Below are 20,588 nucleotides of genomic sequence, written 5' to 3'. Positions count from 1 at the left end.
CCTACATGGCGTTAGTAGTAATACTACTAACCATGGACCTGACCGATACCCAGCAAGCCATCCTTGCCCTGATTGCCGAGCGCATCGAGACCGAGGGCGCGCCGCCTTCGCAGACCGAGATCGCCCGCGCCTTCGGCTTCAAGGGCGTGCGCGCCGCGCAGTACCACCTGGAAGCGCTGGAACAGGCTGGGGTTATCCGCCGGGTGCCGGGGCAGGCGCGCGGCATCCGCCTGGTGCATTCGGTCGAGCCGGCCCATCCGATCGTGCAGGACACCGACGATGCCCTGCGCCTGCCCATCCTGGGTCGCGTGGCAGCGGGTTCGCCGATTGGCGCCGACGCCGGCACCGACGACGTGGTGCTGATGGATCGCGCCTTCTTCGCACCGGCCCCGGACTACCTACTGCGGGTCAAGGGCGACTCCATGCGCGATGAGGGCATCTTCGACGGTGACCTGGTCGGCGTGCATCGCACCCGCGACGCGCGCTCGGGCCAGATCGTGGTGGCGCGCATCGATGACGAGATCACCATCAAGCTGCTGAAGATCGGCAAGGACCGCATTCGCCTGTTGCCCCGCAATCCCGACTACGCGCCGATCGAAGTGCTGCCGGACCAGGACTTCGCCATCGAAGGCCTGTACTGCGGCCTGGTGAGGCCGAACCGGTGATCGCGGGTACCGGTTCGGAATCCACCGACAGCAGCACGCGGACTTCTCCGATGTTGCAGAACCCACCACCGCGATAAATTTCCTTGCAACGGCGGGTGGTCGCAGTCTGTGCGATTACTCACCCGTACCTTGCACGCCACACATTCAACGCATCACTCCTTGAGGAAACCGGAAAATGGACGAGAACAAAAAGCGCGCCCTGTCAGTGGCCCTGACCCAGATTGAGCGCCAGTTCGGCAAGGGTTCGGTGATGCGCATGGGTGATCGCGTCATCGAACCGGTGGAAGTGATCCCGACCGGCTCGCTGATGCTGGATATCGCGCTGGGCATTGGTGGCCTGCCCAAGGGCCGCGTGGTGGAAATCTATGGTCCGGAATCTTCGGGCAAGACCACCCTGACCCTGCAGGCCATTGCCGAATGCCAGAAAAAGGGCGGCACCGCGGCCTTCATCGACGCCGAGCACGCGCTGGACCCGATCTACGCCGCCAAGCTGGGCGTCAATGTCGATGACCTGCTGGTCTCGCAGCCGGACACCGGCGAACAGGCGCTGGAAATCGCCGACATGCTGGTGCGTTCGGGTTCCATCGACATCGTGGTCATCGACTCGGTCGCCGCGCTGACCCCCAAGGCCGAAATCGAAGGCGAGATGGGCGACCAGCTGCCGGGCCTGCAGGCCCGCCTGATGAGCCAGGCGCTGCGCAAGCTGACCGGCAACATCAAGCGTTCCAACACCCTGGTGGTCTTCATCAACCAGCTGCGCATGAAGATCGGCGTGATGATGCCGGGCCAGAGCCCGGAAGTGACCACCGGCGGCAACGCGCTCAAGTTCTATGCCTCGGTGCGCCTGGACATCCGCCGCATCGGCGCGATCAAGAAGGGCGACGAGATCATCGGCAACCAGACCAAGATCAAGGTCGTCAAGAACAAGCTGGCGCCCCCGTTCAAGCAGATCGTCACCGAAATCCTGTACGGCGAAGGCATCAGTCGCGAGGGCGAACTGATCGACATGGGCGTGGAAGCCAAGCTGGTCGAGAAGTCCGGCGCCTGGTACAGCTACGGCAGCGAGCGCATTGGCCAGGGCAAGGACAACGCCCGTACCTTCCTGCGCGAGAACCCGCAGCTGGCCACCAAACTGGAAGCCGAACTGCGCGAGCAGTTCCAGCCGGCCGAAGCCTCGCGCAGCGAAGACGACGACGACGGCAAGGACGACTGATCCGCAACATGGCGGGTAGCGGGCAGGTGACATGACAACGCCACCGGACGAATCGGGTTCGCGCCGACGTCGCAGTCGGCCCGAACCGACACCCGTGCAACGCGCGCTGGGTCTGCTGACCCGGCGCGAGCATTCCCGCAAGGAACTGACGCGGAAGCTGGCAGTGCGCGGCGTGGATGCGGAAGCGGCCACCGCCGCGATTGACCGCCTGGCCGGCGATGGCTGGCAAGACGATGCGCGCTTTGCGGAGTTCCTGGTCCGCAGCCGCGCCAATACCGGGTACGGGCCGCTGCGCATCCGCGCGGAGCTGGCCACCCACGGGCTGGATCGCGACGCCATCGCGACCGCCCTGGCAAGTTTTGATGGCGACTGGACCGAAACGGCGTGCGACCTCGTCCGTCGCCGTTTCGGTCCGGCCGGCTTGACCGACCCCACCCAGCGGCGCAAAGCCGCCGAGTTGCTGGTGCGTCGGGGCTTCGCCGGCGACAGCATCCAGCGGGCCACCCGCTGGGAAGCTGAGGACTGAGCCGGGCTGGCCTGTTAATCTAGGGTTCTTGGGTTGCATCAGTCGGCCCGCGCCCGCATCTGCTGGGAACGCGGCGTCTGGATGCGCCCGTCAGCCAAACGCCAGCCCCGATGACCAGCTCCCCCAAATTCAGCACCCGCCAGATTCGCCAGGACTTCCTGGACTTCTTCAACAGCAAGGGCCATACCATCGTGCCGTCGGCACCGTTGGTCCCGGGCAATGATCCCACCCTGTTGTTTACCAACTCAGGCATGGTCCAGTTCAAGGACGTCTTCCTCGGTGCGGAGAAGCGCAGCTACGTGCGCGCCGCCGACGTCCAGCGCTGCCTGCGCGCGGGCGGCAAGCACAACGATCTGGACTCGGTGGGTTACACCGCGCGCCACCACACCTTCTTCGAAATGTTGGGTAACTGGTCCTTCGGCGACTACTTCAAGAAAGACGCCATTGCCTGGGCCTGGGAACTGCTGACCGAGGTCTGGAAGCTGCCCAAGGATCGCCTGCTGGTCACCGTCTACCACACCGATGACGAGGCCTTCGAGCTCTGGAACAAGGTCATCGGCATTCCCGCCGAGCGCATCGTGCGCATTGGTGACAACAAGGGTGCACCGTTCGCCTCGGACAACTTCTGGCAGATGGCCGACACCGGTCCCTGCGGTCCGTGTACCGAAATCTTCTTTGACCACGGCGACCATATTGCCGGTGGCCCGCCCGGTTCGCCGGACGAGGACGGTGATCGCTTCATCGAAATCTGGAACCTGGTGTTCATGCAGTTCGATCGCCAGGCCGACGGCAGCCTGATTCCGCTGCCGGCGCCCTGCGTCGACACCGGCATGGGTCTGGAGCGTCTGACCGCCGTGCTCCAGCACGTGCACAGCAACTATGAAATCGATCTGTTCCAGGCGCTGATCAAGAAGGCCTCGGAACTGACCGGCACCGCCGACCTGGAAAACAAGTCGCTGCGCGTCATCGCCGATCACATCCGCGCCTGCAGCTTCCTGATTGTCGACGGCGTGCTGCCTTCCAACGAAGGCCGCGGCTATGTGTTGCGCCGAATCATCCGCCGCGCCCTGCGCCATGGCTGGATGCTGGGCGTGCGCCAGTCGTTCTTCCACAAGATGGTCGGCACGCTGTCCGATTTGATGGGTGATGCCTATCCGGAACTGCCGGCCGCCCGTGACCTGGTCGAGCGTGCACTCAAGGCCGAGGAAGAACGCTTTGCCGAGACACTGGATGCCGGTATGCGCATCTTCGACGACATCGCCGGACGATCCGGCATCGTCATTGCCGGCACCGATGCGTTCCGCCTGTACGACACCTATGGTTTCCCGGTCGATCTGACCGCGGACATCGCGCGCGAACGCGGTCTGAGCGTGGACATGGAAGGCTTCGAAGCCGCCATGGAAGAGCAGAAGCGTCGCGCCCGCGAAGCCGGCAAGTTCGCGTCCAGCACCAGCCTGCCGGCCGACCTGGTCGCGCAACTCAAGCCCACCGGTTTCCTGGGCTACGAGCAGCTGGCTTCCGAAGGCCTCAGCGTGGTCGCCCTGCTCAAAGACGGTCGTCCGGTGGATCGCGTGGAGGCCGGCGATGACGCGGTCGTCCTGCTCGATCGCACCCCGTTCTACGCCGAGTCCGGTGGCCAGGTCGGTGACACCGGCCGGCTGACGGGCGAGGGCAGTGAGTTCGTGGTGACCGATACGCAGAAGTTCGCCGGCCAGTTCCATGGCCATGTCGGCAATGTCACCCGTGGCAGCCTCAAGGTGGGTGACCGCGTCAGCGCCGCCATCGACGCCGAGCGCCGTGGCGCCACCATCCTCAACCACTCCGCCACCCACCTGCTGCACGCCGCACTGCGTGAAGTCCTGGGCACCCATGTCCAGCAGAAGGGTTCGCTGGTCGCGCCGGATCGCCTGCGCTTCGACTTCTCGCATTTCCAGGCGATGACCGCCGACGAACTCGCCGAGATCGAGCGTCGGGTCAACACCCAGATTCGTGCCAACCACCAGGCCGAAGTACACAACATGGGCATGCAGGAAGCGCTCGACTTCGGCGCCATGGCCTTGTTCGGCGAGAAGTACGGCGAGCATGTGCGCGTGCTGCGCATGGGCGAAACCTCGACCGAACTCTGCGGCGGCACCCATGTGGGCCGCACCGGTGACATCGGACTGTTCAAGATCGTCAGCGAAGGCGGCGTGTCGGCCGGCGTGCGTCGTATCGAAGCGGTGACCGGGCAGGGCGCGCTGAACTACGTCGACGAGGAAGAAGCCCGCCTGGATCAGGCCGCCGAGTTGCTGGGCGGCAGCGCCGCCGACGTGGTCGACAAGATTCGCGCCTTGCTGGATCGCCAGAAGAAGCTGGACCGCGAACTGGAAGCGCTGAAAGCCAAGGCCGCTTCCGGCGCCACCGCCGACCTGGCCGGTGCCGCGCAGGTCGTCAACGGCGTGCGCGTGCTGGCGAGCCGACTGGAAGGCTTCGATGCCAAGGCCCTGCGCGATGCGATGGACCGACTCAAGCAACAACTGGGGGATGCGGTGATCGTGCTGGCCGGCACCAGCGATGGCAAAGCCGCCCTGGTGGCTGGCGTGAACGGCAACGCCGCCGGCAAGGTCAAGGCGGGGGAACTTCTCTCACATATCGCCAGTCAGATTGGAGGCAAGGGCGGCGGTCGCCCGGACCTCGCCCAGGGTGGTGGTGAGGACGGGCCCGCCCTTGTGTCTGCGTTGAAGGGTGTCCACGACTGGGTTTCGCAGCGTTTGCAGTAAGCTGGCCCACGTGTCTGCTTGCGGGCGCCACTCCACCCCCATTACCATCGTCACGACGATGAACCCATCTGGAAGCATTCGCGCCCGCCTCGGTGCGCGAATGCGGCCCCGGCTCTAACCTTGCCGGAACAAGGAGAAAGAACATGCTGATTCTGACCCGCCGCGTCGGCGAAACCCTGATGATCGGCGACTCGGTCACGGTGACCGTGCTCGGCGTAAAGGGCAATCAGGTGCGCATCGGCATCACCGCGCCCAAGGACGTTGCCGTACACCGCGAAGAGATCTACCAGCGCATCCAGCGCGGCGAGGACGCAGGCACCGCGTCCGGCGAAGACTCTTCGGCCAACTGATTCCGATTGCCGTAGCTGCCGAGTGCCGCTATCCTATGCGGCCGCTCCAGCCAGTCTGCGAGCGGGAAATCCCGGAGTGATGCCCGAGCGGCTGAAGGGGCTCCCCTGCTAAGGGAGTATAGGGTCAAAAGCCTTATCGAGGGTTCGAATCCCTCTCACTCCGCCAGACACAAAAACGCCCCCGCAAGGGGGCTTTTTTGTGTTTGGCGGAGTGAGAGGTTTTGATGAGAACCCTTGCGGGTTCGACAACCGCGCAGCGGTTGCACGGCGAAGCCGCCCGAAGGGCGAGCCGCGCAAGCGGCGAGTGAATCCCTCTCACTCCTCAATCGCGCGACAGCGCAGCTTCCGCTCCAACACTCCTGCTTTCGCTTCTGCAGCCGCAATCCAATGCAAACCACACGCGCAAAAAAAACAGGCTGACTTTCGTCAGCCTGCTTCAAAAATGGCGCGCCCGGAGAGATTCGAACTCCCGACCGCCTGGTTCGTAGCCAGGTACTCTATCCAACTGAGCTACGGGCGCGCATCAGAAGCGGAATTCTGCACGAACCACTTTCACGCGTCAATAATTTTTTGCCGGACCGGGCCGGAAGCAGCAAAAACCCCACGATAAGGCCGGTTTTTGCCCATCCTCCCGTACTCAACTGCGTTGCTTTTTGCATCCGGGCGCGGGAATGTGGCGCACGTCGCAGGCCGAACCGGGCCTGCGCACGCCGCTTAGCGAGCCTTTCACGGCGTGGCCGCGACAATATCCCCACAGGGGGAACACACCAGAATTTTCGGGAGTTCCAATTTTGAAGCGCTTCTCCAAATCCATGCTCGGCTTCGGGCTGCTTGCGGCTGTCCCGCTGAGTGCGGCAGCTGCCACCTATACGGTGGGTCCGTCCGGACGCCAATACACCCAGCTGTCCACCTTGTTCCGCAGCGTCAACCTGGCGCCTGGCGACATCGTGGAAGTGGACGGCAATGCCACCTACTCGGGCAACATCATCGTGGGTGATGACGACAGCGGCACCGCGGCCGCTCCCGTCACCATCCGCTGGCGCCGGGTGGCCGGCGCCAAGCGCCCGATCCTCAGCGGCGGCACCCACACCATCAAGTTCGAACAATCCAACCACATCGTGTTCGAAGGATTTGAAGTCACCGGCGGCAGCTCCACCTGCATCTTCAGCGAAGCGCACAACGTGACCGTGCGTGACGCCTACATCCACGACTGCCCCTCGCACGGCATCCTGGGCGCGGACCAGAACTCCGGCAGCTTCACCCTGGAATACAGCGAAGTCGCACGCTCCGGCGCCAGCACCACCCGCCACTCCATCTACATGCAGACCGATGAAGTGACCTGGCCCGGCGCCGTGTTCCGCATGCGCTACAACTACATCCACGACGCCACCGGCGGCGTGCTGATGCGCACGCGCTCCGAGCGCAGCGAGATCTACTACAACTGGTTCGAGAACCCGATGTATGGCGCCATCGAACTGATCGGCCCGGACTGCGATACCCAGAAATCCGGCTGGACCACCAACCTCAAGCGCGAGGACGCCGACGTAGTCGGCAACGTCATCGTCGCCACCAACTCCTGGCGCAATGCCATCCGTGCCGGCGGCGATCTCGATGGCCGCAGCCAGGGCCGTGTGCGCCTGGTCAACAACACCATCCTGTTCGACCGCGCCGGCGTGGCCAATGGCCTGATGGTGCAACTGGGCGTGGGCTCGGTGGAAATGCACAACAACGTGCTCTACCAGACCGCCGCCAACAGCGCCCCGGCGCTGCTGCGCGAGAACCCGGCCAGCGAAGTCGGCGCCCCCGACGTCTGCGAACCGCAGAGCCGCGAACCCTGGGCCGCCGGCCGCAAGGTCGCCGGCAGCAACAACTGGGTGCAGACCGGCGCCACCCTGGTCCCGGCCGAGCTCACCGGCACCGTCCGCGGCGCCGACCCCATGTTCACCAACATCGCCCAGCGCAACCTGCGTCCGCGCGCCGGCAGCCCGCTGCTGGCCCGGGGCAACAACAACCCGGTCACCCCGACTGCGTTCCCGTTCCCCACGCCGCAGAAACTGCCCGCCTACGACCCGCCCAAGCGCGTCAAGCTGGCCATCAACGACCGCCATGCCCGTCTGGTGCCCAACAACCGCATCGCCATCGGTGCATTTGAACAGGTCGACATAGACGACGCCCCGGCCACCCAGAAGATGGCCAACGGCGCCCAGCCGATGGTGCCCGGCCAAGCCCCTGCGGCCGCCACTTCCACCCCGACCGCGCAGAATGCCAAGGCCCAGTCGTCCACCGCCCCGGCCACCAGCTCTGGCAGCCGTCGCCCCGCCTACAAGCAGCGCGCCTCGTCGGCCAAGAGCAGCGGCTCGGCCAGCCCCTGACCCCGGCCCCAGCAACAAGAAGAACGGCGCGGCTCCCCGCGCCGTTTTTTTTGCCCGGCCGTTTTGGCCGGAACCCGCACCTTCCCCCGTTGATAAAAACAGGCAGACCGCCAGGGATGCCGTGGGGCAGGGCAGGCAGTTCGTATCAGGGGGCAGTATGCAAAGCGGGACCGACACCGCCGGCGCAGGCCGGACCATTACGCAGATCCACCGCCGGATCCTCGCGGTGCGCACGCCATGAAGAGCAACTTGGCCAGCCGCAAGGCGCGCGCCGCGCGCATGCTGTGGATCGTGGAAGCCATCGTGCTGGTGATTGCGGTGATGACCGCCGCCTGGATCCGCTTCCACAACGACCCCGAATACCACGACGTCTTCGCCCAACAGGCGCCGCTGCGCTCGATCCTGGTGGCGATGTTCATCACCGGCGCCATGGCGGCCTTTGGCCTGTACCAGGTCCATGTGCGCCACACCCGCCTGGACTTCCTGCTGCGCATCACCCTGTCCTTTGCCTTTGGCGGCATCGGCTTGGTGGTCCTGTACTACCTGATTCCGCCCACCTATATCGGCCGTGGCGTGCTGGCCATGGCGCTGACCATCGCCTTCATCGGCGTGGCGTTGGTGCGGCTGACCTGGGTGCGCCTGTTCCAGTCGGACGTGCTCAAGCAGCGCATCCTGATCCTGGGTGCGGGCAAGAACGCGGACCTCATCAACTCCCGCCTGCGTCGCGAATCCGATCGCCGCACCTTCATCATCGTCGGCTTCGTGCCGGTGCCGGGGCAGGCGGTGATGGTGCGCGACGAACTGCTGGTGCAGCCCGATGACCGCGGCCTGGCCGAGCTCACCGAACGCCTGCAGATTGACGAACTGGTCATCGCCCCCGACGAACGTCGCGGCGGCCTGCCGATGGAAGAGATGCTGCTGTGCGTGCAGCGCGGCGTCTCGGTGGTGGACCTGTCCAGCTTCTTCGAACGCGAAGCCGGCATGGTCCAGCTCAACGTGGTCGACCCCTCGTGGCTGGTGTTCTCCGGCGGCTTCGACTATTCGACCCCGCGCCGCCTCAGCAAGCGCTTCTTCGACCTGCTGGCCGCCTGCGCGCTGTTCCTGGTGGCCTGGCCGCTGATGATCCTCACCGCGATTGCGGTCAAGCTGGAATCGCGCGGCCCGATTTTCTACAGCCAGACCCGCGTGGGCGAACGTGGCCGCCACTTCACCCTCACCAAGTTCCGCAGCATGCGCGTGGACGCCGAGAAAGACGGCGTGGCCGTGTGGGCCAGCAAGGACGACGACCGCAGCACCCGCGTCGGCAAGATCATCCGCAAGACCCGCCTGGACGAACTGCCGCAACTGGTGGCGGTGATTCGCGGCGACATGAGCTTTGTCGGCCCGCGCCCGGAGCGTCCGCACTTCGTGGACATGCTCAACGACGAAATCCGCTACTACGGCGTGCGCCACAGCGTGAAGCCAGGCCTGACCGGCTGGGCGCAGCTGCGCTACCCGTACGGCGCCTCGGTCAGCGATGCGGAAGAAAAACTCAAGTTCGATCTGTTCTACGTCAAGAACCACGGCCTGGTCTTCGACCTGATGATCCTGCTGCAGACCGTGGAAGTGGTGCTCTTCGGCCGCGGCGCGCGCTGAGGTTGCAGGGTGGTGCAGGGATCCGGCTTCAACCCGCGGAGCACGGATCCCTGTAGGAGGGAATCAGCCCGGCAGCAACTGGCGAATCGCACGCCGCGCCGCAAACGGCGCCAGCCGCAGCAGTTCCTTGCGCGTATCGCCTTCCTGCGCCAAACCCCAGGCCTTGCGGGCCAGCTTCCAGCCATCGCCCCAACGCCCGCGGATGATCATGCCGCGCGCATTGCGTGCATAGGTGGACGCCAGCGCCTGATCCAGCTCGCGCGCGTCCACTTCGCCGCGCGCACGCGCCACCGCCGCTTCCACCACGCGCACGTAATCGTCGTAGGTGCTGGACTCGGCCGACAGGCCATCGTGCCCGCGCATGGCGCGCACCAGCGGCTGCTCGACCACGCCAATCGGCCAGCGCTGGGCGATGCGCAGATGGAAGTCGATGTCCTCGGCGGTGCGCAGCGACTCGTCAAAGCCGCCCACATCTTCAAACACCTCGCGCCGCAGGATCGCCGACGCAGGCGCCAGCGCCGGGTTGTGGATGATGTAGCGCAGCACCCGCCCATCCTCGCGAATCACCTCGCGCCGGTGGAACACATCGATGGCTGCGCCATCGCGATCCACCCGCTGCACATCGCACACCACCATGCCGTAGTCCGGGCGCGCTTCCAGCCACTGGATCTGCACCTGGGTCTTGTCCGGCAGCCACTCGTCATCGCTGTCCAGCAGCGCAAAGTAGCGGCCCTGCGCGATGCGCATGCCGTGGTTGCGCGCCGCCGACACGCCGGCGTTGGCCTGCCACACGTAACGGATGCGGTCACCGAAACGCGCCTGCAGCGCGTGGCCGGTGCCGTCCGTAGAGCCGTCATCAATAACGATGATTTCTTCCACTGCGCGCGTCTGGGCCAGCACGGTTTCGATGGCGCGTATCACCAGCTCCCGCCGGTTGTAGGTGGGTATGATTGCGGAAACTTCGATTGAACGCGCCATGCTGAAGGATCTCTCCAAAAAGCTGTTCTACGCCAGCGGCCTGCTTGGCCTGTACCACCGCGTGCGCAACGCGGACAGCCTGACGGTGGTGATGTTCCATCGTACCCTGAGCCCGGACGATCCGCGCTGGCAGACCTGCGACCCGGACTACACCCTGGCCACCGGCTGGCTGGCCGAGTCGCTGCGCTTCTTCAAGAAGCACTACAGCGTGGTGTCACTGGCGCAGGTGCTGGCAAGCCGCCGCCACGGCACCCCGCTGCCGCCACGCGCGCTGCTGATTACCTTTGACGACGGCTGGGCCGACAACGCCGACTACGCGCTGCCCGCGCTGCAGCAAGCCGGCCTGCCGGCGCTGCTGTTCGTGGTGGCCGATGCCGTGGGCACGCGCCAGCCGTTTTTCCAGGAACGACTGATTGCCGCCCTGCGCCGCAAGGCCATCACCGTGCGGCAACTGGCCGACGCCCTGCAGCCGCACCTGGCCGATGGCTGGCGCCCCCAGGGCGAGAGCATGGCCGACCTGCGCCAGGTCATCGCCCGCCTGGAAGGCCTGCCCGCCGCCACGCGGCAGACCCTGCTCGCGCCCTTCATGGAAGCGCTGGACGATGGCCTGCGCCACATGGTGGACGTGGACGAACTGCAACGCCTGGAAGCCGGCGGCGTGGCGCTGGGCCTGCATGGCAAGACCCACAGCCCTATGAAGCACGCCGAAGATCTGGACGCGGAACTGGGCGGCGCGCGTGCATCGCTGGCCGCGACGCTGGGGCAGGCGCAGCCGAGTGCGGAGTCGATGAGCTTCCCGCATGGGTCGTATGACGATGCCATTGCGCAGAAGGCGCGCGAGGCGGGGTACGAGCTGGTGTTTACCAGTGTGCCGGTGTTGAACCCGGCCAAGCGTGGGGTGGGTTGGTTGTTGGGTAGGACGGGGTTTGAGACGGATACGGTCGTAGATCGGTCGGGGAGGTTCAGGCCGGATCTGTTGGCGCTCTATCTGTTCCGAAGAGGCACAAAGCGATTGGCAGCGTGATCCGCGTCGTTAACTACCACGACGGAAGTCAGTACGCGTATGGGGCCGTCGCGCTAGTGGCATCTTCCTGGCTGCCAGCTTGATGTGGGCCGTCCGCCGACTGGCGACCAAGGGCCGCGAGGGTCCTCAACATTGAACAGCGAAGGCACGCTCAGGATTGTCGCGACGTTCGAGGCAAAGTGCCGACAGTGCGGATGTGTCTTTCCGCATCCGTCGCTCGGCAACTTCGCGTATGGCGAGACGATTCTTGCCAGTACAAATGGCAAGGTATTCGCCATCGCCAGTGCGTTTGAAGAGTTTCCGCAGCGAATTTCAAATGAAGTCGCCGATTCGTCGCAGTTTTGGCGAGTGCTGGCGGCGTTGGCCGATCCAGTGCACGGCAGTAACTTGAGCCCGGAATTGCGCTGCAGTGGATGCGGCTCCATCCACCTGGAGTATTGGGAGGGTCGCCGCATTGGAGAGGCCAGCGTCCAGATGGCGACATTCACCGCAGCGTCGAGGCTCACTGAGGACGCACTTTCCAGGCTCATTCGACAAGTTTGTGATGAGTCAAAATGAAAAGGCCGCGCGTGCGCGGCCTTTGATGTTTGCGTCGTCGACCTGCGTAATCAATGTTGGGGCATGACATCAGCGTTCTTCTTTGCACGCCGACTAAACCTCGCCCCCATCTGCTCCCGCAGATCATCCAACCCCAAACTCTTCCCCGCGATCTTGAGATACGAATACCCCTCAAGGCTGTTGACCATCAAGTCACTGCCCAGGGCCATCTCGGTGTCGGAGATCATCTGCGAGATGCGGTTCAGGCGTACGAGTCGGGCGCGCAGCAGGTCCAGGGTGGCCAAGTCGAGCAGGTAGGCCTCCATGTCGAAGGTCTTGGGCAGGATGTTCTCGTTCTGCTTGAACACGTCGATGGCCAGGCGGCAGAAGGCTTCGGACTTGTCGCCCATCTTGGTCATGCCTTTGCGCTCCTCCGGCGTGAGAGAAATCATGCCGTGGGTGAAGGCGTCCAGCGTGTCCAGCGCCTTGTCGACTTGCTCTTCCAGATACTGCGAGGTCAGGGCCAGGTGGATGCGGTTCTGTTTCATGGAACGTTCCTTAAAGGTGCAAGACGGGCTTCATTGCCCGCGTGCCGACTCTAGGGGGCGGTTCGTGTCACGTCGTCTCACATTGCACGTTGATGGTGGGCGGGCCTGCGTCCAAGCGCTTGCAGGCTCATAGGTTTACGCAGGTTTTGCAGGGGCGGAGTTCGCCCCGTCAAGGTCTATCTGCTGCTGACCTGGTCCTGCCTTGCCAACGGCAGAGCTATACGAACGACGCGCAAGCAAGTTGAGTCAAGCCGCAAGGTCGGGAGCTTCACGCGTAACGAAGATTGCTTTGCGCGCGAAGTTGAAAGCTTTGAGTGCGAGGAAAATAGGTTGGCGCGTGAAGAGATTTGCTTCGCGGTCGATGCCCGGGAGCATCACCGTCGGAGCTCTGAGCATCGCCGACGGAGCTCGGAGCACCGCTGACGAAGCTCGGAGCATCGCCGACGGAGCTCGGAGCACCGCCGTCCACGCTCGGAGGTCCGGTTGCAAGGAAAAGTGCTCTTCGCGCTGGTTCTGGCGCCTTGCGGGCAGCCTTTTGCTTGTTCCGCAATCAAAAACCCCGGCCGGAGCCGGGGTGTGGGGCCTACATCTGGGTGATCACCAGCCTTCCGCGTCGTTTCAGCTCCACGCGTACCCGGTTGTTGATGTAGAAGCCCGCTTGTTGCAGCCAGGCGCCGCGGATGCGTATGTAGGGCACGCGGATATAGGTGGAGTAGTGGTTCTCCTTGTCTTCGCGACAATGACTGTAGAGGGTGGAAATGGCGAGAGTGCGTGCACGCTTGGGCGTGTGTGTTTTAGGATTGGGCTTAGCCATTGATAGCTCCCATTAGCTGTTGGTGGTTAGCGGGCCGTAGGTGTTCCACCACCTGCGGCCCGCGCTTGTTTTGCCGCATGGCGTGTGCGAAAACGCCACTTGGCAGGGCCACCGTAGCGGCTGGGGGGCGGCCGGGGATATCAGGGAATGCCGCGTCGGAGGCCGGGTGAAAGTCCGACTGGCGTGTAGGGAATTAGCTAGTGCGGGGTAGGGGACTTCTGGTCGGGACACGCAGTGGTTCTGCGGCAAGCACGACCCACAGACGAAGCGTAAGTCCGAGCCACTCATCATTGCGGAGTGCAAGCATGCGCGACATTGATCAGGTGATCCGGAAGCTCCAGCTGTGCAATCCCGATGTGTCTCACCAGCAGTGGGTGGTCAAACATCCGGGTGCTGACGACGACGGGCTCTGGTTCTTCCAGCACCCCACCAGCTCCATCGAGATACAGTTGGAGTCGCCAAGCGGTGACGCGCCATTCCTGGTCGAAAGTACAGGGACGAATCTGCGCCAGGTGGCTGATTCAGTAGGGCAGGCAGTGGCATTGGTGCTTGATGGGCTCGGGCTCACTGACAGCTCGACGGATGTAACGGGAGTTTGAACGCATGGGAATAGCCGAACACTCAATCGTCGCACTGCGAATCTTCGGGGACGATCTCGTTCCCACCGAGGTGACAACGCTTGTTGGCTGCGAACCGACGGCCTCATACGCCAAAGGCGACACCCGCGTAGGGCGGAAGACGGGACAGCGCTACATCGAGAAGACCGGGAGCTGGCGACTTTCGGCAGCGGACAGGCGGCCGGAGGACATACCTGCGCAGGTCACGGAGATTTTGTCCAAGCTTCCCAGGATTCAGCGGTGTGGAGTCAGCTGAGTTCCAGATACGAGCTGGATATGTTCTGTGGCGTTTTCTTGGGCTCGTCCAACGACGCGCTGGAGTTTTCACCAGAACTGATGGGCCAACTGGCAGACCGGGGAATCAAGCTGGTGTTGGATGTCTACCACCATACGGACGATTGATTGCATCGCTTGTTGCCCCGTCTGAGCCGGGATAGGATTGCGCGAACTCAAAGGGACAGGCTGCCTGCAGGGCGCCTGGAGTCGGGGCGAACGCCGCAAGGCGGTTCGCCGGCAGGAGTGGGGGAGGCAATGATGCCAAGGGGAGTCGTCGGTTTCTGCATCTTCCTGTTCGTCTGCGTGCAGTGCTCGCGCTAACGGGCGCTTGTGTAGGTCAGTCAATCTGGTTGTCCAACGAGAGGGGAGAGGGTTCATGGAACAGAACTTTGGTGGTTTGCAGTTCAATCAGAATCACGGCCGCGATCTGCAGGCCAGCGAGGTGGCGCGTGGGCAGAAGATTGTCATTTTTGCCGTGCTGCTGAATATCCTGGCTGTCGGCGTGATTATCGCCGCGCCCGCCTACGGGGTGTCGCCGGAGCTCGGTGGAACGCTGCTGCTGGGTTCCTGGGGCGTGCGGATTCTTGCTTTCATCCTGGGCATCTTCGGCGTGCTGAAGATTGGCGGTGGTCTGGACTGGTCCGGCATCAGCAAGGTCCTGATCTTCATTGCGCTGCTGATCCCGCTGATCAACATCCTGACGTTGCTGGTAGTGAACGGTAAGGCGACGGCGTTCCTGAAGGCAGCGGGTTACAAGGTCGGGTTGGCCGGCGCGTACAAGCCGGCTGCTTGAGCCGTCGCTCAGTCTTGGAGGCAAGGTGACCCACTGCTGCCACAACCTGGCCCCTTTTCAGTCGCGACCGCGACGAGGCTGAGGCTGCGCGTGGGCCCCTTGCCGCCAAGCTTGGGATAGACATAGGCGAAGTCCCGCCGGCTCCGGAACCTCTCATCAGGTTCTTGGCGTCGCCTGGTTTCTACACCCTGGGCCCGGTCGCGATCATCTACTGTCCGTGGTGTGGTTCCCGACTTCCCTGGCCGGATAGCCTTCCAAGCTACGACGCTTCTGCCTGACCATGGCTGTTCTGACCCCGTGGATACGGAGTTCTTGATGGAATCATCCTCACAGCAGGCTTCCTCACCGCAACAGCACGCCGCCGAACCCACGGCGCATGTGTCCCTGGACACCGCCGTCACGCTGTCCTTCGATTACCTAAAGCAACTGGGCACCATCGCGATGACCGCTGCGGCGGGCTTGATTGCGCTCATCCAGTTCGTGGACGTCGACAAGCGGTTCTTCCTGAAGATCATGATCTCGGCGGGCTTGATGTTTCTGTCGGCGTTGCTGGCCTTCTTCGTGCAGTTCTCGCTGATGGATCGGATTCGCCACCACCACGACATCCTGCGCCGGGGCGAGAAGCTGGGGTATTCGCAGCACAACGCCAAGAAGCTGGAACGGTGGTTCGAGGGCACGGCGCTGTGGTTGCTGTCCATTGCCATGGGTATCGCCTTGCAGGCGATCATCGCCGTCGGCATGCCGGCCTGAGGTAGCGCTCGATAACGGATTCCTTCGTGGCGCAAGACGTCGGCCTCAGCCCATCCGCGCTGACCGATGGCCGACTCGCCCACGCGAGCCCGTTCTAAATTCAAGCAGGGAGGATCCACCATGGATCGCGTCTGGCCGCGGCTTGCTGCGCCGGAGTGCAACACGCGATGGGACGCCAGAGGAGGCCCCCATGGACCGCTTGCTGCCGCAACTGCGCAAACACTTTCTTCATCACTCCTTCCGCCCTGCGGGCATCGCCACGCCGCGTTTGCTGTCGCTGATGGCCGTGGCCATCGCGGCCGTGCTGTTGGCCGGCTGCCCCGGCAAGCAGGCCACGCCACCCAAGGCGGGCACGGGCTTCGGTTCTCTGCCCACCGCTGACGCCAGCGGCGGCAAGCCGGATCGGTTCCAGACGCCGGGGGCGGATGCGGACAAGGACGGGCTGACCGATGATCGCGAACACGCGATGCGGTCCAAGCCCGATGATCCGGATACCGACAAGGATGGCTTTGTCGATGGCTTCGAAGACCGCTTTGCCGACTTCGGCTTCCGCCTCATCGAGGCCGATAGCGATCGCGATGGCGATGGTCTGACCGACGCGCACGAAAAGGCTATCGGCTCCGATCCCGTCAGCGTGGATACCGACGGCGACGGCTACAGCGATTTCGACGAAGACCTCAACCGTTACTACGGCTTTGATCCGGTGGTCAAAACCGTGGATACGGATTTCGACGGTCTGAGCGACACGCTGGAAGCGCAGCTGAAATCCGCGCCCGACAATCCGGACAGCAACGGCGACGGCATCGGCGACTTCGATGCCTACACGGCCGACCAGCCGCCCAACGGGCCGCCATTGAAAGGCGGGCTGGGCGAGTTGATCGGCATCACCTACAGCGCGGAAATGGGCGCGGCGCTGCAGGAGATGCGCAAGGGTGGCGCGTTCCCGGCGACGCTGGCCAATCAGCTGCCGTATCCGGATGTCACGGCGCGCATCACCCACAGCGCCATCCGCCCGTCGGCGGCGCTGATGCAGCGCTCGCTCTACAACCCGCACAACTCGCCGGGGCTGTATCCCACCTACGCCGAACTGGAGCAGGAGCTGTACAAGATTGCCGACCAGTACGACGGCAATCCCGGCCCGCTGCTGGTGCGCCTGTTCTACTGGAGCGGGCAGACGCAGGACACCTGCGCGGGCCGCGAGTCCAAGGGCGGGCGACGCATCTACGCGCTCAAGGTGTCGGCCAATCCGGATCAGAATGATCCCGAGCCGGAAATCGCCTTCCTCGGCGTGCACCATGCACGCGAACTGATCACCGGCACCCACACGCTGACCTTGCTGCACACGCTGACCGATGGCTATGCCAGCGACCCGGCCATCCGCAAGCTGGTGGACAAGCGCGAGGTGTGGGTCATTCCGGTAGTCAATCCCAACGGCTATGACCGCGCGGTGTCCAACCAAGTGACGTGGCGCAAGAACACGCGGCTTGAGAAGGGCCAGGATCCGGGGCGCTGCGGCATCGACATCAACCGCAACTACGGCTTTGCGCACGTCAGCACCTTCCCGCCGGCGCAGCGCAAGACGCTGCCCAACGTCGGCAATACCGGCGTGGATACCGCCACCGGCAACCTGATGATCGACAGCGAAACCTACCCGGGCATGGCGGGTTTTTCCGAAGTGGAAACGCAGGCGGTGCGCGGGCTGGCGCACAGCCAGTTCCTGACCCGCAAGAAGCGCGAGGTGGATGGCCTGGTGTGCGCGTTGTCGTGGCACAGCTTCGGCGGCGTGGTTGGGCATCCGATGGGGCATGCGCCCATCGCGCCCGCCACCGGCATCACCCCCGGGCAGGAGGTGCCGTTCAACCACCTGACCCAGTCGATGGCGTCGGCCTCGGCCTACACCAACGTCAAGGACGGTTTTCCTTCGCTCACCTCGGTCGACAATTGTTCCTACCCGGGCTATGCGGTGTACGGCGATGCCAATGACTGGATGTACAAGGACAAGGGCACGTTCTCGGTGCTGATCGAATCGTTCTCGGTGGCCGAGCGTGGTGGCTGCCCGGTCGGCACCATCCCGCAGATGTTCTATCCGCAGAACGCGGCCAGTCGCGATGCGGTGGCCAAGAACAACGTGCAGGCGGCGTTGGCGATGATCGAGCGGTGTCCACCGTGAGGGAAGTGTTCAGCTGTGCAACCGGAATTTCACACTTCGGCTGTCAAAATCATCCGCTGAGCGGCGATGTAGCAATGATGATGACGAAACACGAGCCTGCGACGCAGGCTCGATTGCTGTTGGTGGAAGACGACGCAGCCCTGGCCGAAGTGACGACCGATTTGCTGCGCAGCTTTGGACATGCCGTGGTACATGCCAACTCCGTGCGCAAGGCGCTCGAATTGGCGCGTTCGCGCGAGTTCGATCTGGCGGTGCTGGATGTCAATGTGGACAACCACCTGGTGTTCCCGGTGGCGCGCAAGCTGGGTATCGCCGGCGTGCCTTTCATGTTCATGTCGGGCACGCCCGGCACCGCGGTGCCGAGCGAGTTCCGCGGCCGTCCGTTCCTGTTCAAGCCCTATCGGCCCCGGGACATGCTGCGCACGCTCAGTACCTTGACGCTCAAGGCCGGCTAGCGCCGCGTGAGGTAGCATCCGCTCCGGGATGGGGAAATCCGGGGGAAGGGAGTCGCCGACGGTCGCCGTAGCCGATGAAGCCTCACCCCGCGACAGTAGCGTAGCGGCGCGTGCCCCGAAGATCGTCACGCAGCAGCAGCCGAATCCAGATCATGCGAAGTCGATGGTGGACCTGGTGTTCGAGGAAGCCAGGGAATGCGCGATGGCATCGCGTGCCGTCGAAACCATCGTGTCGCAGTTCGATGCGTGCAAAGTCAACTCGGTAGGCGCCGATCCCATCCTGCATGCCGACTACCTGCAGTCGTGCAAGGACAGGATTGCCAGGCTGACGCCCGAGCTCACGCGTGCCAGCAAAAGCTTGACGGCCTGCGGTCCGAATCGGGTGACGGAAGATACGTGGTTTCGTGCGACGCGGGATGCCGCCGCGGCAGGCAACCAGCAGGCGCAGCTGTGTCTTGTCGACGGAAAATTCAAACTGACCACGCCGCTGACCGCTGACGAGCGGCGCGAGTACGAAGTGCAGGCCACGAAGTACATCAATGCAGGCATGCAGCGGGGTGACTGGCGCATGGCCGAGTTATTGCATGCCAGCCGCCGCTACCGCACCGATGGCATGCCGTTGCCGGGGACGGTGTTGGGCAGCGATCTTCCGTCCATCCTGGAACTCAACCGACTGCTCAGACTGGCGGCTTCGGACAAGGCCTATTCGACCCGACTGGATTACCTGCCTGCCAGCAGGGGGCCGGCTCCCTCACCGCAGGACATCCAGCAAGCGCAGCACTGGGCCGAGCGCACCTGCCAGCTGTATTTCAAGCATTCTCCGCGTCTGGCCACAACGCCTGAGGTGTGTTCGAGCCCCTATGTGGTGATGTGACGCAGCTTGTGGCCGCTCCCGATTTTGCTTAGGGTCGTTGTTTGAATCTGGCTCCTGGTTGCGAGAGTACGAATGCAGCAAGCCCCCGTCGTGGTATTCGATTTCGATCTCACCCTGACCCGTTGGGACACCGCAGACCGTTTCTTCCGCTGGTTGCTCAAGCGCGATCCCTGGCGATTCGGCGCGGTGATGATCGCGCTTCCCGTGTTGGCGCCGATGTTCCTGTTCAAGACCAGCAGGAAGTGGCCCATCCGCTTTGCCGTGTGGGTGGCGACCTTGGGTCGGCGCCCCGATGATCTGGCGGCACTGGTGGAAGAACATATCCGCTCGTTGCCGACGGGAGCCGACTCGGTGTTCCTGCCACTGGCGCTGGAGCGGTTGGCTTCGCACCTGGACGAGAGACACCGCGTGGTCGTGGCCACCGGATCATTGGAGCCATTGGCGCGGGCGCTGCTGGATCAGGCGGGGCTGGCGCATATTCCGTTGGTGGCATCCACCTTGCGTCCGTTCCTGGGAGGGTTGGCGCGTGATCAGCATTGCTTCGGGTCCAACAAGATTCCCATGTTGACCGCGCGTGGCTTCGCGCCGCCGTGGGCGATCGCGTACACGGACCATCGCGTGGATCTGCCGGTGCTGGCGCTGTCCACGCAGATGTATCTGATCAGTCCCACGCCCGAGTGCCTGGCGCGCATCGAACAGGCATTGGGCAAGCCAGCCACGGTGCTGGCCTGGCGCTAGCGCCTGCTTGCGCGCGCATTGGCCCTTCACACCGACAGGGTGGCCATGCGGTCCAGACTGATGCTCCGTCCGTTCCCCGGAGCAACCCACATGACCCAGAAAGATCCCAGTACGCCGGTCGATGGCCCCACCGATTTCGAGAAGCATCGCCGACCCGATGGCCCGGCCGCGCCGGGCGAGCAACGTGGCAAGCGCACCACCGATGAGGTGAATGATCCGGAAGTGGAGCCGGGTGCGGGCGAAGGCCAGCCGCGCCATCATCCCGCGCAGATCTGATTACCGTCCACACACGCAAGAATTTACGCTGACTTTACGCGCGCGCCGCGTTCGCGAATGGCAACTTTACGGGGGCCGGAAAAACAATAGTCGAGTGGCTGAACCAGCCTCTGCATCGAGACCACTCACTGTATGTCCGTCCTCTCCCGCACCTCGGGGCTTGTCGCGCGCAAGCCCCTGCTGACCGGCACTGCCGCCACGCTTGTCGTGGAGGGGCG

The 20,588-nt window shown here is 64.0% G+C and carries 21 protein-coding genes and 2 tRNA genes; 19 read left to right on the top strand and 4 right to left on the bottom strand.

What is annotated here, in order from left to right; genetic code table 11:
- Positions 1–32: 32 nt before the first annotated feature.
- The 6 genes from lexA (at position 33) to B5X78_RS02490 (ending at position 5,679) form a co-directional block, all read left to right on the top strand.
- Positions 33–665, top strand: a complete 633-nt coding sequence (lexA, locus tag B5X78_RS02515; RefSeq protein WP_079722900.1) for a transcriptional repressor LexA — start codon at positions 33–35, stop codon at positions 663–665.
- A 175-nt stretch (positions 666–840) separates the two neighbouring features.
- Complete coding sequence (gene recA / locus B5X78_RS02510) at positions 841–1,878, top strand: recombinase RecA (protein WP_079722899.1); 1,038 nt, start codon at positions 841–843, stop codon at positions 1,876–1,878.
- Positions 1,879–1,909: 31 nt separating this feature from the next.
- Positions 1,910–2,404, top strand: coding sequence for a recombination regulator RecX (gene recX, locus B5X78_RS02505; RefSeq protein WP_079722898.1), 495 nt, complete (start codon positions 1,910–1,912; stop codon positions 2,402–2,404).
- Positions 2,405–2,514: 110 nt separating this feature from the next.
- A complete protein-coding gene (alaS, locus tag B5X78_RS02500) occupies positions 2,515–5,163 on the top strand; it encodes an alanine--tRNA ligase (RefSeq protein WP_079722897.1) in 2,649 nt (882 codons plus the stop codon).
- Positions 5,164–5,306: 143 nt separating this feature from the next.
- A complete protein-coding gene (gene csrA, locus B5X78_RS02495) occupies positions 5,307–5,513 on the top strand; it encodes a carbon storage regulator CsrA (protein WP_079722896.1) in 207 nt (68 codons plus the stop codon).
- 73 nt (positions 5,514–5,586) lie between these two features.
- A tRNA-Ser gene (locus tag B5X78_RS02490) sits at positions 5,587–5,679 on the top strand.
- Between the two features lie 277 nt (positions 5,680–5,956).
- Here the strand turns inward: B5X78_RS02490 and B5X78_RS02485 are convergent.
- A tRNA-Arg gene (locus B5X78_RS02485) sits at positions 5,957–6,033 on the bottom strand.
- A 271-nt stretch (positions 6,034–6,304) separates the two neighbouring features.
- On the opposite strand from B5X78_RS02485, the gene B5X78_RS02480 reads away from it, so the two are divergent.
- Together B5X78_RS02480 and B5X78_RS02470 are read left to right on the top strand one after the other, a co-directional pair.
- Positions 6,305–7,885: a right-handed parallel beta-helix repeat-containing protein gene (locus B5X78_RS02480; RefSeq protein WP_176140760.1), complete on the top strand. Its 1,581-nt coding sequence runs from the start codon at positions 6,305–6,307 to the stop codon at positions 7,883–7,885.
- A gap of 237 nt (positions 7,886–8,122) precedes the next feature.
- Positions 8,123–9,520: a TIGR03013 family XrtA/PEP-CTERM system glycosyltransferase gene (locus B5X78_RS02470; RefSeq protein WP_079722893.1), complete on the top strand. Its 1,398-nt coding sequence runs from the start codon at positions 8,123–8,125 to the stop codon at positions 9,518–9,520.
- A 63-nt stretch (positions 9,521–9,583) separates the two neighbouring features.
- Here the strand turns inward: B5X78_RS02470 and B5X78_RS02465 are convergent, their stop codons facing one another.
- The gene (locus tag B5X78_RS02465) at positions 9,584–10,498 is read right to left on the bottom strand and encodes a glycosyltransferase family 2 protein (protein WP_079722892.1); all 915 of its coding nucleotides are present in this window, start codon (positions 10,496–10,498) and stop codon (positions 9,584–9,586) included.
- On the opposite strand from B5X78_RS02465, the gene B5X78_RS02460 reads away from it, so the two are divergent.
- Together B5X78_RS02460 and B5X78_RS18320 are read left to right on the top strand one after the other, a co-directional pair.
- Positions 10,497–11,522, top strand: coding sequence for a polysaccharide deacetylase family protein (locus B5X78_RS02460; RefSeq protein WP_176140759.1), 1,026 nt, complete (start codon positions 10,497–10,499; stop codon positions 11,520–11,522). The two genes, B5X78_RS02465 and B5X78_RS02460, sit on opposite strands and share 2 nt — an antisense overlap.
- A 132-nt stretch (positions 11,523–11,654) precedes the next feature.
- A complete protein-coding gene (locus B5X78_RS18320) occupies positions 11,655–12,080 on the top strand; it encodes a hypothetical protein (protein ID WP_139381363.1) in 426 nt (141 codons plus the stop codon).
- Positions 12,081–12,130: 50 nt separating this feature from the next.
- Here B5X78_RS18320 and B5X78_RS02455 read toward each other — a convergent pair whose 3' ends face one another.
- A complete protein-coding gene (locus tag B5X78_RS02455; protein WP_079722890.1) occupies positions 12,131–12,607 on the bottom strand; it encodes a hypothetical protein in 477 nt (158 codons plus the stop codon).
- A 583-nt stretch (positions 12,608–13,190) separates the two neighbouring features.
- On the bottom strand, positions 13,191–13,421 hold the full coding sequence (locus tag B5X78_RS02450; RefSeq protein WP_079722889.1) for a SymE family type I addiction module toxin: 231 nt from the start codon (positions 13,419–13,421) through the stop codon (positions 13,191–13,193).
- Positions 13,422–13,726: 305 nt separating this feature from the next.
- On the opposite strand from B5X78_RS02450, the gene B5X78_RS02445 reads away from it, so the two are divergent.
- From B5X78_RS02445 to B5X78_RS02405, 9 genes are all read left to right on the top strand, one after another.
- Positions 13,727–14,020: a hypothetical protein gene (locus B5X78_RS02445; RefSeq protein WP_079722888.1), complete on the top strand. Its 294-nt coding sequence runs from the start codon at positions 13,727–13,729 to the stop codon at positions 14,018–14,020.
- A gap of 4 nt (positions 14,021–14,024) precedes the next feature.
- A complete protein-coding gene (locus tag B5X78_RS18765) occupies positions 14,025–14,294 on the top strand; it encodes a DUF4279 domain-containing protein (RefSeq protein WP_229731009.1) in 270 nt (89 codons plus the stop codon).
- Between the two features lie 396 nt (positions 14,295–14,690).
- Complete coding sequence (locus B5X78_RS02435; RefSeq protein WP_079722887.1) at positions 14,691–15,107, top strand: hypothetical protein; 417 nt, start codon at positions 14,691–14,693, stop codon at positions 15,105–15,107.
- 315 nt (positions 15,108–15,422) lie between these two features.
- Positions 15,423–15,857, top strand: coding sequence for a hypothetical protein (locus tag B5X78_RS02430; protein WP_079722886.1), 435 nt, complete (start codon positions 15,423–15,425; stop codon positions 15,855–15,857).
- A 190-nt stretch (positions 15,858–16,047) separates the two neighbouring features.
- A complete protein-coding gene (locus B5X78_RS02425; RefSeq protein ID WP_079722885.1) occupies positions 16,048–18,027 on the top strand; it encodes a M14 family metallopeptidase in 1,980 nt (659 codons plus the stop codon).
- Between the two features lie 80 nt (positions 18,028–18,107).
- Positions 18,108–18,482 carry a response regulator gene (locus B5X78_RS02420; RefSeq protein ID WP_176140758.1) on the top strand — a complete coding sequence of 125 codons (375 nt, stop codon included), beginning with the start codon at positions 18,108–18,110 and terminating at the stop codon, positions 18,480–18,482.
- Positions 18,483–18,510: 28 nt separating this feature from the next.
- Entirely contained in the window at positions 18,511–19,356 is an 846-nt protein-coding gene (locus B5X78_RS02415) for a hypothetical protein (RefSeq protein ID WP_139381362.1), read from the top strand.
- A 72-nt stretch (positions 19,357–19,428) separates the two neighbouring features.
- Positions 19,429–20,094, top strand: coding sequence for an HAD family hydrolase (locus B5X78_RS02410; protein ID WP_079722882.1), 666 nt, complete (start codon positions 19,429–19,431; stop codon positions 20,092–20,094).
- 90 nt (positions 20,095–20,184) lie between these two features.
- Positions 20,185–20,370 carry a hypothetical protein gene (locus B5X78_RS02405; protein WP_079722881.1) on the top strand — a complete coding sequence of 62 codons (186 nt, stop codon included), beginning with the start codon at positions 20,185–20,187 and terminating at the stop codon, positions 20,368–20,370.
- The last annotated feature ends 218 nt before the right edge of the window (positions 20,371–20,588 follow it).

Source organism: Pseudoxanthomonas indica (assembly GCF_900167565.1).
Taxonomy (GTDB): domain Bacteria; phylum Pseudomonadota; class Gammaproteobacteria; order Xanthomonadales; family Xanthomonadaceae; genus Pseudoxanthomonas_A; species Pseudoxanthomonas_A indica.
This window is presented reverse-complemented; position numbering and strand designations above follow the sequence as displayed.

Coding starts and splice junctions, on each gene's coding strand:
- B5X78_RS02405 (WP_079722881.1), top strand. CDS start 20,185: ATGACCCAGAAAGATCCCAGTACGCCGGTCGATGGCCCCACCGATTTC.
- B5X78_RS02435 (WP_079722887.1), top strand. CDS start 14,691: ATGGAACAGAACTTTGGTGGTTTGCAGTTCAATCAGAATCACGGCCGC.
- B5X78_RS02445 (WP_079722888.1), top strand. CDS start 13,727: ATGCGCGACATTGATCAGGTGATCCGGAAGCTCCAGCTGTGCAATCCC.
- B5X78_RS02470 (WP_079722893.1), top strand. CDS start 8,123: ATGAAGAGCAACTTGGCCAGCCGCAAGGCGCGCGCCGCGCGCATGCTG.
- B5X78_RS02450 (WP_079722889.1), bottom strand. CDS start 13,421: ATGGCTAAGCCCAATCCTAAAACACACACGCCCAAGCGTGCACGCACT.
- B5X78_RS02460 (WP_176140759.1), top strand. CDS start 10,497: ATGCTGAAGGATCTCTCCAAAAAGCTGTTCTACGCCAGCGGCCTGCTT.
- B5X78_RS02425 (WP_079722885.1), top strand. CDS start 16,048: ATGGACCGCTTGCTGCCGCAACTGCGCAAACACTTTCTTCATCACTCC.
- B5X78_RS02455 (WP_079722890.1), bottom strand. CDS start 12,607: ATGAAACAGAACCGCATCCACCTGGCCCTGACCTCGCAGTATCTGGAA.
- B5X78_RS02465 (WP_079722892.1), bottom strand. CDS start 10,498: ATGGCGCGTTCAATCGAAGTTTCCGCAATCATACCCACCTACAACCGG.
- B5X78_RS02420 (WP_176140758.1), top strand. CDS start 18,108: ATGACGAAACACGAGCCTGCGACGCAGGCTCGATTGCTGTTGGTGGAA.
- B5X78_RS18765 (WP_229731009.1), top strand. CDS start 14,025: ATGGGAATAGCCGAACACTCAATCGTCGCACTGCGAATCTTCGGGGAC.
- recA (WP_079722899.1), top strand. CDS start 841: ATGGACGAGAACAAAAAGCGCGCCCTGTCAGTGGCCCTGACCCAGATT.
- alaS (WP_079722897.1), top strand. CDS start 2,515: ATGACCAGCTCCCCCAAATTCAGCACCCGCCAGATTCGCCAGGACTTC.
- csrA (WP_079722896.1), top strand. CDS start 5,307: ATGCTGATTCTGACCCGCCGCGTCGGCGAAACCCTGATGATCGGCGAC.
- recX (WP_079722898.1), top strand. CDS start 1,910: ATGACAACGCCACCGGACGAATCGGGTTCGCGCCGACGTCGCAGTCGG.
- B5X78_RS02415 (WP_139381362.1), top strand. CDS start 18,511: ATGGGGAAATCCGGGGGAAGGGAGTCGCCGACGGTCGCCGTAGCCGAT.
- B5X78_RS02410 (WP_079722882.1), top strand. CDS start 19,429: ATGCAGCAAGCCCCCGTCGTGGTATTCGATTTCGATCTCACCCTGACC.
- B5X78_RS02430 (WP_079722886.1), top strand. CDS start 15,423: ATGGAATCATCCTCACAGCAGGCTTCCTCACCGCAACAGCACGCCGCC.
- lexA (WP_079722900.1), top strand. CDS start 33: ATGGACCTGACCGATACCCAGCAAGCCATCCTTGCCCTGATTGCCGAG.